Here is a 17,302-nt window from a genome sequence, read left to right as displayed (position 1 = left end):
AACTTAATTTGTAATAGTATTTTTGAATTTTAAAGAATTCCTGTGATAAACTACTTAGAAAACCTTAACGAATCTCAAAAAGCTGCTGTAATCCATAAAAATGGACCAATGATTATTATCGCTGGGGCAGGTTCTGGTAAAACTCGTGTTTTAACTTTTAGAATAGCTCATTTAATGAATGAAGGTGTCGACGCGTTTAATATTTTGGCATTAACATTTACCAATAAAGCGGCTAGAGAAATGAAAGAACGTATTGGAAATGTTGTTGGAGCCTCTGAAGCCAAAAATTTATGGATGGGTACATTTCACTCAGTTTTTGCAAGAATCTTAAGATCGGAAGGGCATCATTTAGGTTATCCGTCAAATTTCACCATATACGATACACAAGACTCGGTTCGATTGCTATCTTCTATTATTAAAGAAATGCAATTAGATAAAGACCTTTACAAAGCAAAACAGGTGCTTGGTAGAATTTCATCTTTTAAAAATAGTTTAATTACAGTTAAAGCTTATTTTGGAAATCCAGAGCTTATTGAAGCTGATAAAATGACACAACGTCCAAAAATGGGAGAAATATACCATCATTATGTGGAACGTTGTTTTAAAGCAGGAGCTATGGATTTTGATGATTTATTGTTAAGAACTAATGAATTATTAACTAGATTTCCAGAGGTACTTTACAAATATCAAGAACGATTTAAGTATATTTTAGTAGATGAGTATCAGGATACAAACCATTCGCAATATTTAATTGTACGAGCTTTGGCAGATAGATTTCAAAATATTTGTGTTGTAGGTGATGATTCTCAAAGTATATATGCATTTAGGGGAGCTAATATTCAAAATATTTTAAATTTTCAGAAAAACTATGACGATGTTAAAATATTTAAATTAGAACAAAATTATAGATCATCTAATACAATTGTCGAAGCTGCTAATAGTGTAATTGCAAAAAACAAAACAAAATTAGACAAACAAGTTTGGACGGCAAATAGTGACGGAGAACCAATAAAAGTTATGCGTACTGTTACAGAAGTAAAAGAGGGGAAATTTGTTGCAAGTTCAATTTTTGATAATAAAATGAATTTACAACTCAAAAACTCCGATTTTGCAGTTTTGTATAGAACCAACGCGCAATCCAGAGCAATTGAAGATGCGCTTCGTGAAAAAGATATTGATTATGTAATTTACGGTGGACTTTCATTTTATCAAAGAAAAGAAATTAAAGATACATTATCATATCTTCGCTTATTGATTAATCCAAATGATGAAGAAGCATTAAAGCGTGTTATTAATTATCCGGCACGTGGAATAGGGGCAACTACAATTGATAAATTGTCTGTTGCAGCTAATCATTATAAAAAGTCCATTTTTGAATTACTATGTAATTTAAATCAAATAGACATAAATTTAAATGCTGGTACAAAAACAAAGTTAACCAACTTTGTTACAATGATTAAACATTTTCAAATTGAAGCACAAACTAAAAATGCATTTGAAGTAGCAGATTTTGTTGTAAAACAAACACGGTTAGTTAAAGATTTAGAACAAGATGGAACTCCTGAAGGTGTTAGTAAAGTTGAAAATATTCAAGAATTATTAAATGCCATTAAAGGATTTACCGATGAGCAAAAAGAAAAAAAAGAAGATGACTCCTTAGCTTTTTTCTTAGAAGATGCGGCCTTAGCTTCAGATTTAGATAAAAAATCAACAGATGACTCTCCAAAGGTTTCGTTAATGACAATTCACTTAGCAAAAGGATTAGAATTTCCTTATGTTTATATAGTTGGCTTAGAGGAAAATTTATTTCCCTCAGCAATGAGTATGAACACCAGAAGCGAATTAGAAGAAGAAAGAAGATTATTTTATGTGGCACTTACTAGAGCCGAAAAACAAGCATATTTGTGTTATTCTCAAAATAGATATCGCTGGGGTAAATTAGTTGATTGTGAACCAAGTAGATTTTTAGAGGAAATAGACGATAAATTTCTAGACTATTTAACTGTAAAAAATATTGTACCAACACAAAATAAATTTATAAATGACGATATATTTGGAAGCGTACCACAAAATAAAATAAGATTTAAAAAACCAGTTCAACGAACTCCAATTAAAAAAAATACACCACCAAAAATTGAGTTTCAGGCTCCAAAGAACTTGAAAAAAGTAATTAAAAAAAACAATCCAAATACTAATTTGTTCGATAGTAAAATTGTTGTTGGTAATATAGTAAATCACACTAAATTTGGAAAAGGAGAGGTTCTTAGTTTGGAAGGTTCGGGAGCAAATCAAAAAGCTGAAATAAGATTTGCAACAGTAGGAGTTAAAAAGTTATTGCTTCAATTTGCCAAACTAACAATTTTAAGCTGAAAATAACGTTGTGAAACCAATATTTATATTGTAATTTGCATAAAATAAAAAGAAGAAAAGATACATGGAATTTGATTTAGAATACAACGGGGAACGTCCTCATTTAATTATACCTGAATATGGAAGACATATTCAAAAATTGGTAGACCATTGTATTGCGCTAGAAGATATTGATGAAAGAAATAAAATGGCGCAAGCAATTGTTGATGTAATGGGTAATTTACAACCTCATTTACGCGATGTTCCTGATTTTAAACATAAATTATGGGATCAAATATTTATAATGTCCGATTTTAAATTGGATGTAGATTCTCCGTATGAAAAACCATTAAAAGAAGAACTTCAGGCTAAACCCGAGCCGTTAGCATACCCAAAATCTGCATCAAAATATAGATTTTATGGAAATAATATTCAAATTATGATTGATGTTGCCTTAACTTGGGAAGAGGGAGAGGCAAGAGAAGCATTGTATTATACAATTGCTAATCATATGAAAAAATGCTATTTAAATTGGAATAAAGATACTGTTGAAGATAAAGTAATTTTTAAACATTTAAAAGAATTATCTAAAGGTAAAATTGATTTAACAGATAGTTCTGAAACACTTTCTGAAGTTAAAAATTTAATGAAAAAACGTAAACAATCTAATAAAAATAAGCAACAAGATTCTCGAAAAAGAAATTATAAATATAAATAATTTTATAAAAGCATGGCAAAATTTGTTATTGAAGGAGGTCACAAACTTAGTGGAAGTATAACTCCTCAAGGAGCTAAAAATGAAGCCTTGCAAGTAATTTGTGCGGTTTTATTAACTTCAGAAAAAGTTACAATTAGTAATATTCCAGACATTAGAGATGTAAATAAATTAATTTATATTCTGGGTGAGTTAGGCGTTAAAACTAAACGAATTAATGAGGACACTTATACTTTTCAGGCTGATGAATTAGATTTAAGTTATTTAGAATCTGAAAAGTTTAAAAAAGATGGTAGCTCATTAAGAGGTTCAATTATGATAGTTGGTCCTCTGTTAGCTCGTTTTGGTAAAGGATATATTCCACGTCCAGGTGGTGATAAAATTGGGCGCAGAAGGTTAGATACTCATTTTGAAGGCTTTATAAAGCTAGGGGCAAATTTCAGGTATAATAAAGATGAAAAATTTTACGGTGTAGAAGCAGAATTTCTAACAGGAACAAATATGCTTTTAGATGAAGCTTCTGTAACGGGAACTGCAAATATTGTAATGGCCGCCGTAAAAGCACGTGGAATTACAACTATTTACAATGCTGCATGTGAACCTTATTTACAGCAACTGTGTAAAATGCTAAATAGTATGGGAGCCAAAATTTCAGGTGTTGGCTCAAATTTATTAGTTATTGAAGGTGTGCAGGAATTAAGCGGTTGTAGTCATAGGATTTTACCAGATATGATTGAAATTGGTAGTTGGATTGGTATGGCAGCAATGACCAAATCATCAATTACAATTAAAAATGTTAGTTGGGATGATTTAGGGTTAATTCCTCGTGTGTTTCAAAAAATTGGAATTAATTTAGAACGAAAAGGTGATGATATATTTATACCTGAACAAGATAGTTATGAAATTCAAAATTTTATTGATGGTTCCATTTTAACAATATCAGATGCACCTTGGCCTGGTTTTACACCCGATTTATTAAGTATTATTTTAGTAGTTGCAACACAAGCAAAAGGAAGTGTGCTAATTCATCAAAAAATGTTTGAAAGTCGATTATTCTTTGTAGATAAATTGATAGATATGGGAGCAAAAGTAATCCTTTGTGATCCTCATAGAGCAACCGTTATTGGAATGAATCATGAATCTAGTTTAAAAGCAACAGTAATGACATCTCCAGATATAAGAGCGGGAATTTCATTGTTAATTGCGGCGCTTTCAGCAAAAGGTACTAGTACTATTCATAATATTGAGCAAATTGATAGAGGTTATCAAAATATAGATAAACGTTTGCAAGCAATTGGTGCAAAAATTAAACGTATTGAATAGTTTTACCATATTAATATAAAAAAATGGATAATGAATAATTATCCATTTTTTTATGAAATAAAATAACTTTTATAAAATGGTTTGGAATAATAAATGTCATATTGGCATAATTAAAAAAATGGCAATACTTTTGCTAACTAAATAAGTGAAAAATTTTTTAAATAAAATTATGAGTAAAAAGAAGGATTCCAAAGAAGAAAAGGAAGTAAAGGATAACGAAGTAAAACAAGAAGAAACACAAGAAATTAGTGTTGAAGAACAATTAAAAATTGAAGTTTCTCAGGAAAAAGAAAAATTTTTAAGATTGTTTGCCGAGTTTGAAAACTTCAAGAAAAGAACAGCAAGAGAACGTATAGAATTATTTAAAACTGCCAATGAGGAATTAATGACAGTTTTACTTCCAATTTTAGATGATTTTGACAGAGGTTTAAATGAAATAAGAAAAGAAGAAGAAGGAAGTGAATTGTTAAAAGGAATGGAGCTAATTAATAATAAATTGGTGAATTCTTTAACTCAAAAGGGTTTGAGTTATATTAATGTTGAAAACGGTTCTGTTTTCGATGTTGAATTACATGAAGCCATTACTCAAATACCTGCACCTACTGAAGATCTAAAAGGAAAAATAATTGATGTAGTAGAAAAAGGTTATAAATTAGGAGATAAAATAATTAGATACCCTAAAGTTGTTGTAGGACAATAATATTTGAAAACATGAAACAAGATTACTACGAAGTATTAGGTATTTCAAAGAATGCTACACAAGCTGAGATAAAAAAAGGCTATAGAAAAATGGCCATTAAATACCATCCCGATAAAAACCCAGGAAATAAAGAAGCCGAAGAAAATTTTAAAAAAGCAGCCGAAGCATATGAGGTGCTGAGTGATGAAAACAAAAAAGCTCGATATGATCAATATGGTCATGCTGCATTTGAAAACGGTGGCGGAGCCGGTGGTTTTGGCGGTGGAGGAATGAATATGGATGACATATTTAGCCAGTTTGGAGATATATTTGGTGGTGCTTTTGGCGGTGGAGGATTTGGCGGCGGATTTGGCGGTCAATCTAGAGGTAGAGCGCGTGTAAAAGGAAGTAATTTACGAATTAGAGTAAAATTAACCTTAGAAGAAATTGCCAATGGAGTTGAGAAAAAAGTAAAAGTTAAAAGAAAAGTTGGTGCTGAAGGAGCAACCTACAAAACGTGTTCAACTTGTAACGGTCAAGGACAAGTAATGAGAGTTACTAACACCATTTTAGGACGTATGCAATCTGCTTCAACGTGTCCAACTTGTCAAGGTTCTGGAGAGGTTATTGATAAAAAGCCTAAAAATGCAGATGCGCAAGGTCTTGTAATAAAGGAAGAAACAGTTTCAATTAAAATTCCACCAGGAGTAACTGATGGTGTACAATTAAAAGTTAATGGTAAAGGTAATGCTGCTCCAGGAAACAATTCTATTGACGGTGATTTAATTGTGGTTATTGAGGAAATTAAACATGATACTTTAAAAAGAGAAGGTACCAATTTACATTATGATTTATATATTAATTTTTCAGAAGCAGTTCTTGGAATAGATAAGAATATTGATACTGTTTCAGGAAAAGTTAAAATTAAAATTGAGCCAGGTACTCAATCTGGTAAAATATTAAGATTAAGAGGTAAAGGATTACCAAGTATTGATCACTATGGAAATGGAGATTTATTGGTGCATGTTAATGTTTGGACACCCCAAAGTTTATCGAAAGAACAAAAAAAGTTTTTTGAAAACATGAAGACCGATGATAACTTTACTCCAAACCCTTCTAGATTAGATAAATCTTTCTTTGAAAAAGTAAAAGACATGTTTTCTTAAATAAAATGCACGTTTTTATGTAAATTTTGTGTTAAATATTTTATTATTTAGAAATTACAATTATATTTGAAGTGTTATTAGATGAAACAATCTAATAACACTTTTTCTTTTTCATAGCAATTTTCCCACTCAAACTTTGAGTGGGTTTTTTTATGTTAAATATTAGCTTACTTTTGCAGAAATAAGTAGGTTGTCTTATCGCTTTATTTTTAATAAAGAGGAAAGTCCGGACACCAAAGAGTAGCATAGCGGATAACATCCGTCCAACGTAAGTTGAGGACAAGTGCAACAGAAAGCAAGTACAGTTAGGCTGTAGTGAAACCAGGTAAACTCTATGCGGTGAAATGTCATGTATATTGAAATTTTAAAGTTACTCGCTTTATTTCAAGGGGTAGACAGCTTGAGCCATAAAGCAATTTATGGTCTAGATAAATGATAAGAACTTTTAAAGAACAGAATCCGGCTTATAGACCTACTTATTTTTATACATTTTACTTAAAAACTAAATTGTTTCACATTTTCCATTTTTTTCAAAGGTTAAATATTGTTATAATTGATGATTTGACAATTTATAGAATAGATAATATGTAGAATATTAGAAATTTTAAAACTAGTTTTTTTTGCCATATTGTTAATATTTACAACGTTTTCGTAATATGATTTTATATTATTAAAAAAAATAGGTGTTTTTGAAAATTAAATTGGTAAAAATAGGTTTGAATATAGAAATAAGTGAAATTAAAGTTTTCCTTTTTTGTAACTTCGCCAAAATAATTATAAAATAGATTTGGTATTTTATACAGTTGTTATTTAATGCCAACACTCTAAATTCCTAGAAATATTATGAACACCTATAAAGAATACATCAAGCAGATCGAAGAGCGTAAAGATCAGGGATTAAACCCACAGCCAATTGATGGAGCTGAATTACTTAGCGAAATTATTCAGCAAATTAAAGATAAAAATAATAAGTATAGAGAGGATTCTCTTAACTTTTTTATTTACAATGTTTTACCTGGAACAACTAGTGCTGCAAATGTAAAAGCAAAGTTTTTAAAAGAGATTATTCTTGGTGAATCAGTTATTGAAGAGATTTCAGTTGCATTTGCATTTGAGCAATTATCACATATGAAGGGAGGACCTTCAATAGGAGTGTTATTAGATTTAGCTTTAGGAAGCGACAAAGAAATTGCTAAAGAAGCGGCAAAAGTGCTTAAAACACAGGTTTTTCTATATGAAGCTGACACAGATCGTTTAGAAGATGCTTATAATAATGGTAGTGAAATTGCTAAAGATATTATAGAGAGTTATGCACAAGCAGAATTCTTTACAAAACTACCGGAGATTGAAGAAGAAATTGAAGTAGTAACTTATATTGCAGGTGTTGGAGATATTTCTACAGATTTACTTTCTCCTGGAGGTGATGCACACTCAAGATCGGACAGAGAATTGCACGGTCAGTGCTTATTTGAGCACAATAAAGAAATGCAAAATGAACTTAAAGCATTACAAGAAAAACATCCAAATAAACGTGTGATGTTAATTGCCGAAAAAGGTACAATGGGAGTAGGTTCATCAAGAATGTCGGGAGTAAACAATGTGGCTTTATGGACAGGAATTAAATCTAGTCCCTATGTTCCATTTATAAATATTGCACCAGTAATTGCAGGAACAAATGGAATTTCTCCAATTTTCTTAACAACAGTTGGAGTTACGGGAGGAATTGGGATTGATCTTAAAAACTGGGTTAAGCAAAAAGATGCTAATGGCAATACAATAGTGGATGAAGATGGAGAACCAGTTTTAAAACAAGAGTATTCTGTAGAAACAGGAACTGTTCTTACAATTAATACGAAGACCAAAAAATTATATAATGGTGAAAAGGAATTAAAAGATATTTCTACTGCATTAACTCCGCAAAAAAAGGAATTTATAAAAGCAGGTGGATCTTATGCTGTTGTTTTTGGTAAAAAATTACAAACCTTTGCGGCTAAAGTTTTAGGAATTGAAGTGCCAACTGTATATGCGACATCTAAAGAAGTTTCTAATGAAGGACAAGGTCTTACGGCAGTTGAAAAAATATTTAATAAAAATGCAGTAGGAACAACACCAGGTAAAGTTTTACACGCAGGTTCAGATGTTCGTGTTGAAGTAAATATAATTGGGTCTCAGGACACTACTGGTTTAATGACTTCTCAAGAACTAGAAATGATGGCGGCTACTACAATTTCACCTATTGTTGATGGTGCATATCAATCAGGTTGTCATACTGCTTCAGTTTGGGATAATAAATCCAAAGCAAACATTCCTAGACTAATGAAGTTTATGAATGATTTTGGTTTGATTACGGCTCGTGATCCAAAAGGAGTTTATCCTCCAATGACTGATGTAATTCATAAAGTATTAAATGATATTACTGTAGATGATTGGTCCATTATAATTGGTGGAGATTCACATACAAGAATGTCTAAAGGTGTTGCTTTTGGAGCCGATTCAGGTACAGTTGCTTTGGCATTAGCTACAGGAGAAGCTACTATGCCAATTCCACAGTCGGTTAAAGTAACGTTTAAAGGTGAAATGAAAGACTACATGGATTTTCGTGATGTTGTACATGCTACACAACAACAAATGCTTTCACAATTTGGCGGAGATAACGTATTCCAAGGTAGAATAATTGAAGTACATATTGGAACACTAACTGCTGATCAAGCGTTTACTTTTACGGATTGGACTGCTGAAATGAAAGCAAAAGCTTCAATTTGTATTTCGGAAGATGAAACTTTGATAGAATCTTTAGAGATTTCAAAAAGTAGAATCCAGATTATGATTGATAAAGGAATGGATAACGACAAGCGAGTGCTAAAAGGCTTAATAAATATAGCGAATAAAAGAATTTCGGAAATTAAATCTGGTGAAAAGCCAGCCTTAAGACCCGATTCTAATGCTAAGTATTTTGCAGAAGTTGTAGTTGATCTAGATGCTATTGCAGAGCCAATGATAGCAGATCCAGATGTATATAATGAAGATGTTTCTAAACGATATACTCATGACACTATAAGACCTCTTTCATTTTACGGAGGAAACAAGAAAGTAGATCTTGGTTTTGTAGGGTCGTGTATGGTTCACAAAGGAGATATGAAAATTCTTGCTCAAATGCTAAAAAATATTGAGTCTCAACAAGGTAAAGTTGAGTTTAATGCGCCACTTGTTGTTGCGCCACCTACATATAATATTGTAGACGAATTGAAAGCTGAAGGAGACTGGGAAGTATTGCGAAAGTATTCAGGTTTTGAATTTGATGATAATGCTCCTAAAGGATTGGCTCGTACTAAATATGAAAATATGTTGTATTTAGAACGTCCAGGTTGTAACTTATGTATGGGAAATCAAGAAAAAGCAGAACCAGGTGATACTGTTATGGCAACCTCAACTCGTTTATTTCAAGGAAGAGTTGTTAAAGATTCAGGTGAAAAGAAAGGTGAGTCCTTACTTTCTTCAACTCCAGTTGTGGTTCTTTCAACAATACTTGGTAGAACTCCAACAATAGAAGAATATGTAACTGCAGTAGATGGTATTAACCTAACAAAATTTAAACCATCTCATAAATTATTGGTTAATTAGTAAATAAAAATATATTATAATAAAAAAGCCCAAGTTTTAAACTTGGGCTTTTTTATTAGCTAAATTAATGATTGTAAGATATGATAAATAAATTTATAATTATAGTTTGTTTGGCTTTTAAACAAAAACTATAAAGATGTTTTCAAAGAGACACATATTTTGTATATTGATGTTTCAAAAAATTGAAAATAAATAGAATCTAAAATTAATCTTATGGCTTTTGATATTGAAATAATTAAAGAAGTATATTCAAGAATGGCAAAAAGGGTTGATGCCGCTAAAGAAATAGTAGGAAGACCATTAACCTTAGCAGAAAAAATATTGTACAATCATTTATGGGAAGGAAAAGCTACTAAAGCTTTTAAAAGAGGAAAGGATTATGTGGATTTTGCACCAGATCGTATTGCTTGTCAGGATGCAACTGCTCAAATGGCATTATTACAATTTATGCAAGCAGGAAAAAATAAAGTTGCTGTTCCAACTACTGTTCATTGTGATCATTTAATCCAAGCAAAACAAGGCGCTAATTTAGATTTAAAAAGAGCGAATAATACAAGTAAAGAAGTATTTGATTTTTTAGCGTCAGTTTCTAATAAATACGGAATTGGTTTTTGGAAACCTGGAGCAGGGATTATTCATCAAGTAGTTTTAGAAAATTATGCATTTCCAGGAGGTATGATGATTGGAACAGATTCTCATACTGTAAATGCCGGTGGATTGGGAATGGTAGCTATTGGGGTAGGAGGAGCAGATGCCGTAGATGTTATGGCTGGTATGGCTTGGGAACTTAAATTTCCAAAGTTAATTGGTGTTAAGTTAACCGGGAAATTAAACGGCTGGACTTCTGCTAAAGATGTTATTCTTAAAGTAGCTGGAATTCTTACTGTAAAAGGAGGAACTGGAGCTATTGTAGAATATTTTGGTGAAGGAGCAAAAAACTTATCTTGTACAGGAAAAGGTACAATTTGCAATATGGGCGCAGAAATTGGAGCAACAACTTCTACTTTTGGTTACGATGCATCTATGGAGCGTTATTTAAGAGCTACAGATAGAAATGATGTTGCGGACGAAGCAAACAAAATAAAAGAATATTTAACAGGAGATATTGAAGTTTATACCAATCCGGAAAAATATTTTGATCAAGTAATAGAAATTAATTTAGATACTTTACGTCCACATTTAAATGGCCCTTTTACACCAGATTTAGCTACGCCAGTAGGAGAATTGGGAGCTAAAGCTAAAGAATTTGGATGGCCCTTAAAAGTAGATTGGGGATTAATAGGTTCTTGTACAAATTCTTCTTACGAAGATTTAACTAGGGCAGCCTCAATTGCAAAACAAGCAGTTGATAAAAAAATTAAGGCAAAATCAGATTTTGGAATAAATCCAGGTTCAGAACAAATACGTTATACTGCGGAAAGAGATGGAATTCTTAAAGTTTTTGAAGATTTAGACGCAACTATTTTTACTAATGCTTGTGGCCCTTGCATTGGACAATGGGATAGAAGTGATTTAAAAGGTGAAGAGAAGAATACTATTGTACATTCATTTAACAGAAACTTTTCAAAACGTGCTGATGGAAATCCAAATACACATGCATTTGTTGGTTCACCAGAAATGGTTGCTGCGATTGCAATATCGGGTCGTTTGGATTTTGATCCAATTAATGATACACTAATTAATGAAGATGGAGAAGCAGTTAAATTGGATGAACCAAAAGGTTTAGAACTTCCACCATTAGGTTTTGATGTGAAGGATGCGGGTTATGTAGAACCTGTTGAAGATGGTAGTAAGGTTGAAGTTTCTGTGAGTCCAACTTCAGAAAGATTGCAATTATTAACACCTTTTAAACCAATTGGAAATAAAATTATTGGAGCTAAATTATTGATAAAGGCTTTTGGAAAATGTACAACAGACCATATTTCAATGGCAGGTCCTTGGCTACGCTACAGAGGACATTTAGATAATATTTCTAATAACTGTTTAATTGGAGCTGTAAACGATTTTGGAAAAAAAACAAACTTTGTTAAAAATCAATTAACGGGTAAGTATGGTGCTGTTCCTGCAACGGCAAGAGCATATAAAGCAGCGGGAGTAAAATCAATTGTTGTTGGAGATCATAATTATGGGGAAGGTTCATCTCGAGAGCATGCAGCAATGGAACCGAGGCATTTAGGTGTTGCGGCGGTTATTGTGAAATCCTTTGCACGTATTCATGAAACAAATCTGAAAAAACAAGGGATGTTAGGTTTAACATTTGCAAATGAAACCGATTACGATTTAATTAAAGAAGATGATACATTTAACTTTGTGGATTTAGATAAATTTGCACCTGAAAAACAATTAACATTAGAAATTGTGCATAAAGATAAGACCAAAGATACTATTCTATTAAATCATACTTATAACCAAAGTCAAATAGATTGGTTTAATGAAGGTTCAGCTTTAAATCTTATTAAAAAAGAAAATTCATAATTAAAAAAGGAATAAATAACCTAATTTTTATAAATAAAAGGAGTGTTTTTCAACATTCCTTTTTTTATTTTTTTTAATTAATTAAAGTTTTTTTAATTTTTTAACGTGTAAATTGTTGACTAACAAGATAAAACAAATTTCATTCCAACGTTTTCGTAAATAAATAGTGTCTTAAATAAATTTTTCGTAACTTTTTATCATAAATTTGAATGTTAAATGAAGAACAATTTAAACAGGAAAACTTTAAATTTAGTTATAATAACATTTGTTATTTTAATAAGTTTCTTTCCGTTCTTAAAATCAAAAAATATTTATTTTTAATAGATTAAAATTTACAAAAATAATTGTGAGTTGCTGGAAAGATTATATAATTAATTAAGTGAGAAAAAATTAAAATCAATAGAAAGTAGTTTTATGAAAGCATTGTTTTATACAAAAGAATTTCCTCCATATGTTTATGGTGGTGCAGGAGTTGTTGTTGAATATTTAGCGACAGAATTGGAGAAATTAATGGAAATTGATATTAAGTGTTTTGGAGATCAAAATTCGAGTTCAGGAAATATGACAGTAAAAGGTTTTCCTTATGATAATCCAATTTTTGAACATTCAGATAATAAATTAAAAGCCGTATTTAATAGTTTAAGTACTTGTCTTCATATGAATGCTGAAGTTCTCGATGCAGATATAGTTCATTGTCATACTTGGTATGCTCATTTTGCAGGAATTGTTGCCAAACTTTGTTATGGCGTTCCTTTGGTAATAACAACACATTCATTAGAACCTTTACGTCCTTGGAAAAGAGAGCAATTAGGATTGGGATATGATGCTTCATCTTGGATTGAAAAAACGGCTATTGAAATGGCTGATGCCCTTATTGCAGTTTCAGAAGAAACAAAAATAGATGTTTTAAATAATTTTAATGTTGATGAAAATAAAGTTAAAGTTATTTATAATGGTATCAATCTTCAAGAGTATGTAGTAACCGATGAAACTTCAACTTTAGAAAAGTTTGGTATCGACAAAACAAAACCGTTTGTACTATTTGTTGGTAGAATTACCCGACAAAAAGGAATTATACATTTGGTCAATGCAATTAAATATATTGAACCTGATACTCAAGTGGTATTATGTGCTGGAGCTCCTGACACTCCTGAAATTGCCAAGGAAATGGAAGACAGTGTTAATAAAGTAAAAAAGAATAGAAAGAATGTAATTTGGATTGATGAAATGTTAGATAAGAAAAGTGTTATTCAATTATATTCTCATGCTGATGTATTTTGTTGTCCTTCAATTTATGAACCTTTTGGAATAATTAATGTGGAAGCAATGGCTTGTAATACAGCAGTTGTTGCAAGTGCTGTTGGAGGAATAAAAGAAGTTGTAGTAGATGGTGAGACAGGTATTTTAGTTGATGTGGAGCAACAATCGGAAGCTCCTTTTGAGCCAATTAACCCTGATAAATTTGCAAGAGATTTAGCCGATGGAGTTAATAAATTAATAAATAATAAAAATTTAAGAGACTCAATGGGACAAAAAGGAAGAGCAAGAGTAGAAGAATACTTTGATTGGGTAGCAATAGCCAATCAAACTAAAGATTTATACAAATCTTTAATTTAAGCACAACAAAAATTCAATAAAATAATATAACCAAATATTAAAATATTAAAAATTGTAAATTATGCAAGGAACTAAAGTTTTAGCAATTATCTTAGGAGGAGGACAAGGATCTAGATTGCATCCTTTAACGGAAACACGTTCAAAACCGGCAGTACCAATTGCTGGAAAATATAGGTTAGTTGATATCCCAATTTCAAACTGTATAAATTCAGGAATAAAAAGGATGTTTGTATTAACACAATTTAATTCAGCTTCCTTAAACAGACATATTAAAAATACCTATCATTTTAGTTTTTTTAGTTCAGCTTTTGTTGATGTTTTAGCTGCAGAACAAACTCCTAATAATAAAGGATGGTTTCAGGGAACAGCCGATGCTGTAAGGCAAAGTATGCACCATTGTAAAAGATTGGAGTATGATTATATGTTAATATTATCTGGTGATCAATTGTACCAAATGGATTTTAATGATATGTTAAATGCTCATAAAAAAGCAAAAGCATCTTTATCAATTGCAACAATTCCAGTAAATGCCAAAGATGCTACAGAATTTGGTATTTTAAAAACAAATAATAAAAATGAAATAACATCATTTATTGAAAAACCTGCAGCAGAACTTTTACCTGACTGGACTTCTAAAGTTAGCTCTGAAATGGAAGGAGAAGGAAGAAATTATTTGGCATCAATGGGAATTTATATTTTTAATAGAGAACTTTTAGAAAATTTAATGGAAGATACTACTACCATTGATTTTGGAAAAGAAATAATTCCTCAAAGCATTGGAAAAGAAAAGGTTATAAGTCATCAATATGAAGGGTACTGGACTGATATTGGAAACATAGATTCCTTTTTTGAAGCTAATTTAGGATTAGCTGATGATTTTCCTAAATTTGATCTATATAGCAGAGAAAAACGTATTTATACGAGAGCACGTATGCTGCCAACAACAAAAGTTTCGGGAACCAGTTTAAATAAAACGGTTATTGCTGAAGGATGTATTATTAATGCCAGTAAAATTGAAAACTCTGTAATAGGTATTAGATCTAAAATTGATACAGAATCTACTGTAATAAATACCTATATGATGGGTAGTGATTTTTATCAACCAATAGAAGAAATATTTGATAGTAATGTGGCTTCCATGGGAATAGGTAAGCGTTGTTTTATAAAAAATGCAATTTTAGATAAAAACTGTTGTATTGGAGACGATGTTAGAATTAATGGAGGTAAACATTTAGCAAATGACGAAAATGAGTCTTATGCCATAAAAGAAGGAATTGTAGTTATTAAAAAAGGAGCGATTATTCCAAATGGATTTACCATCCAATAGTATATATTTATTAAATGATGAATCAAAAAAGAGTTGTAATAGAAAATATTTCTCCGCAAATAAATAGCGGAGAATTTTCTATTAAAAGAGTAGTAGGAGAAGTAGTTGAAGTAAGTGCAACTGTACTTGGTGATGGGCATGATGTTATAGCAGCTTCTATTTTATATAAGCATGAAAGAGAAAAAAAATGGAGAGAATCTAGATTAGTGGACGCCGGAAATGATGAGTGGAATGGATCCTTTTATGTTGAAAAACAAGGTGTTTATGAGTATAAAATTGAAGGTTGGGTTGATTATGCCTTAAATTGGAGGCATGGAACTATTCGAAAAATTGATGATAATCAACATGTTGCATCAGAACTTCTCGAAGGTGTTGAATATTTGGATAATTTATTAAATGTTGTATCAATAGAATCCGAAAAACAGTACATCTTAAAATTGCAATATATTTTTAAAAACACAGATTGTTACAACGAGGCTATTGAAGAAGTTAAGAGTGAGCATTTATATAATTTGTTATTTAAAAATCCTGAGAAGAAATTAGCAAACAATTCGAAAATTTTAACTATTTATGTAGATCGTTTAAAAGCAAGATTTAGTACTTGGTACGAGTTTTTTCCAAGATCTTCTTCATTAAAAGAAGGTGTTCATGGAACATTTAAGGATTGTGAAAAATTACTTCCTCGTGTTTCTCAAATGGGATTTGATACTTTATATTTTCCTCCAATTCATCCAATTGGCGAAGTAAATAGAAAAGGAAAAAACAATACAACAACTGCTTATGAAGGTGATGTTGGATCTTGTTGGGGAATTGGATCTAAAGATGGAGGACATACTTCTATTCACCCTCAATTAGGGTCAATTGATGATTTTAAATCGCTAGTTTGGAAAGCCAAAGAAATGGGTATTGAAGTTGCAATGGACTATGCTTTACAAGCAGCTCCAGATCACCCATGGGTTACGGAACATCCAAAATGGTTTAAATGGAGACCAGACGGCACAGTACAATATGCCGAAAATCCTCCAAAAAAATATCAAGATATACTTCCAATATATTTTGAAACAGTAGAATATGAAGCTTTATGGAATCAATGCTTAGAAGATTTGTATTATTGGATAGAATGTGGAATAAATATTTTTAGAGTTGATAATCCACATACCAAACCATATTATTTTTGGAACTGGATAATTACCAATATTAAAAAGAAATATCCAGATGTATTATTTTTAGCAGAAGCTTTTACCAAGCCTAAAGTTATGCATCAATTAGGAAAACAAGGGTTTACACAATCATATACATATTTTACTTGGAGAAATACAAAACATGAACTTATTGAATATGTTGAAGATTTAACTAAAACAGATCAAAAAGAGTTTATGAGACCAAATTTTTGGCCAAATACTCCAGATATTAATCCATTTCACTTGCAAGGAGCAAATGAAGCCAAGCATATACAGAGATATGTTTTAGCAGCTACATTGAGTTCAAATATTGGAATATATGGACCTGTTTTTGAACAAATGATAAGCGAACCAATTCCAGGTAAAGAAGAATATTTAAATTCTGAAAAATTCCAAATTTGTAATTATAATTGGTTTAAAGAGAATAAGCTAATTCATTTAATATCTCAAATTAACAATATTAGAAATAAACATGAAGCCTTGCAGCAAACTAACAATATAAAGTTTGTAGACATTAATAATGATAATTTACTTGCATTTTATAAATGGAATGATGATAAAACAAGCGAAATGCTTATTGTTATTAGTTTAGACGAATATTATATGCAGCAAGGTTGGCTTAAACTTCCCTTATATGAATTAGGTGTTTGGCAAGGTCATCAAATTAAAGTAACAGATTTAATTACGCATTCAACATACGATTGGTATGATGAATATAATTTTATTGAATTGCATCCAGCAATGCCATTTCATATCTTTATAATTAATAAATAATTAAAATTAAAATTTTGCCCAATAAGGGCCAATATTCCTTTGAGTTAGGAATTCAAATCTTATAAATAAATAATT

General features: G+C 31.0%; 10 protein-coding genes and 1 other RNA gene. All 11 read left to right on the top strand.

Annotated elements, in window-relative coordinates; all coding sequences use genetic code 11:
* The first annotated feature begins 42 nt into the window (after positions 1-42).
* The 11 genes from Q0776_RS08360 to Q0776_RS08310 all read left to right on the top strand — a co-directional run bounded on the left by Q0776_RS08360 (position 43) and on the right by Q0776_RS08310 (position 17,227).
* Positions 43-2,370 (top strand): UvrD-helicase domain-containing protein, encoded by a 2,328-nt coding sequence (locus tag Q0776_RS08360; protein ID WP_298367000.1) that lies wholly within the window; start codon positions 43-45, stop codon positions 2,368-2,370.
* A 64-nt stretch (positions 2,371-2,434) separates the two neighbouring features.
* Positions 2,435-3,067 carry a DUF4290 domain-containing protein gene (locus tag Q0776_RS08355; protein WP_298366998.1) on the top strand — a complete coding sequence of 211 codons (633 nt, stop codon included), beginning with the start codon at positions 2,435-2,437 and terminating at the stop codon, positions 3,065-3,067.
* A 12-nt stretch (positions 3,068-3,079) separates the two neighbouring features.
* On the top strand, positions 3,080-4,387 hold the full coding sequence (murA, locus tag Q0776_RS08350; RefSeq protein WP_298366996.1) for a UDP-N-acetylglucosamine 1-carboxyvinyltransferase: 1,308 nt from the start codon (positions 3,080-3,082) through the stop codon (positions 4,385-4,387).
* A 169-nt stretch (positions 4,388-4,556) separates the two neighbouring features.
* Positions 4,557-5,087: a nucleotide exchange factor GrpE gene (locus Q0776_RS08345; protein ID WP_298366993.1), complete on the top strand. Its 531-nt coding sequence runs from the start codon at positions 4,557-4,559 to the stop codon at positions 5,085-5,087.
* Positions 5,088-5,098: 11 nt separating this feature from the next.
* Positions 5,099-6,232 (top strand): molecular chaperone DnaJ, encoded by a 1,134-nt coding sequence (dnaJ, locus tag Q0776_RS08340; protein WP_298366991.1) that lies wholly within the window; start codon positions 5,099-5,101, stop codon positions 6,230-6,232.
* Positions 6,233-6,414: 182 nt separating this feature from the next.
* An RNA gene (gene rnpB / locus Q0776_RS08335) (RNase P RNA component class A) lies at positions 6,415-6,715 on the top strand.
* Between the two features lie 360 nt (positions 6,716-7,075).
* Positions 7,076-9,853, top strand: a complete 2,778-nt coding sequence (locus Q0776_RS08330) for a bifunctional aconitate hydratase 2/2-methylisocitrate dehydratase (protein ID WP_298366988.1) — start codon at positions 7,076-7,078, stop codon at positions 9,851-9,853.
* Between the two features lie 213 nt (positions 9,854-10,066).
* Entirely contained in the window at positions 10,067-12,328 is a 2,262-nt protein-coding gene (locus Q0776_RS08325) for an aconitate hydratase (protein WP_298366986.1), read from the top strand.
* 414 nt (positions 12,329-12,742) lie between these two features.
* Complete coding sequence (gene glgA, locus Q0776_RS08320; RefSeq protein WP_298366983.1) at positions 12,743-13,945, top strand: glycogen synthase; 1,203 nt, start codon at positions 12,743-12,745, stop codon at positions 13,943-13,945.
* 61 nt (positions 13,946-14,006) lie between these two features.
* The gene (locus Q0776_RS08315; RefSeq protein WP_298366981.1) at positions 14,007-15,272 is read left to right on the top strand and encodes a glucose-1-phosphate adenylyltransferase; all 1,266 of its coding nucleotides are present in this window, start codon (positions 14,007-14,009) and stop codon (positions 15,270-15,272) included.
* Positions 15,273-15,286: 14 nt separating this feature from the next.
* A complete protein-coding gene (locus Q0776_RS08310; protein ID WP_298366978.1) occupies positions 15,287-17,227 on the top strand; it encodes an alpha-1,4-glucan--maltose-1-phosphate maltosyltransferase in 1,941 nt (646 codons plus the stop codon).
* The last annotated feature ends 75 nt before the right edge of the window (positions 17,228-17,302 follow it).

The organism is uncultured Lutibacter sp. (assembly GCF_947495725.1).
Taxonomy (GTDB): domain Bacteria; phylum Bacteroidota; class Bacteroidia; order Flavobacteriales; family Flavobacteriaceae; genus Lutibacter.
The sequence above is the reverse complement of the archived record's forward strand: the minus strand, read 5'-3'. Positions and strand labels throughout refer to the sequence as shown.

Excerpts from the sequence above, each read along its gene's own strand:
- murA (WP_298366996.1), top strand. The coding sequence starts at position 3,080 with ATGGCAAAATTTGTTATTGAAGGAGGTCACAAACTTAGTGGAAGTATA.
- Q0776_RS08330 (WP_298366988.1), top strand. The coding sequence starts at position 7,076 with ATGAACACCTATAAAGAATACATCAAGCAGATCGAAGAGCGTAAAGAT.
- dnaJ (WP_298366991.1), top strand. The coding sequence starts at position 5,099 with ATGAAACAAGATTACTACGAAGTATTAGGTATTTCAAAGAATGCTACA.
- Q0776_RS08345 (WP_298366993.1), top strand. The coding sequence starts at position 4,557 with ATGAGTAAAAAGAAGGATTCCAAAGAAGAAAAGGAAGTAAAGGATAAC.
- Q0776_RS08355 (WP_298366998.1), top strand. The coding sequence starts at position 2,435 with ATGGAATTTGATTTAGAATACAACGGGGAACGTCCTCATTTAATTATA.
- Q0776_RS08315 (WP_298366981.1), top strand. The coding sequence starts at position 14,007 with ATGCAAGGAACTAAAGTTTTAGCAATTATCTTAGGAGGAGGACAAGGA.
- Q0776_RS08310 (WP_298366978.1), top strand. The coding sequence starts at position 15,287 with ATGATGAATCAAAAAAGAGTTGTAATAGAAAATATTTCTCCGCAAATA.
- Q0776_RS08325 (WP_298366986.1), top strand. The coding sequence starts at position 10,067 with ATGGCTTTTGATATTGAAATAATTAAAGAAGTATATTCAAGAATGGCA.
- glgA (WP_298366983.1), top strand. The coding sequence starts at position 12,743 with ATGAAAGCATTGTTTTATACAAAAGAATTTCCTCCATATGTTTATGGT.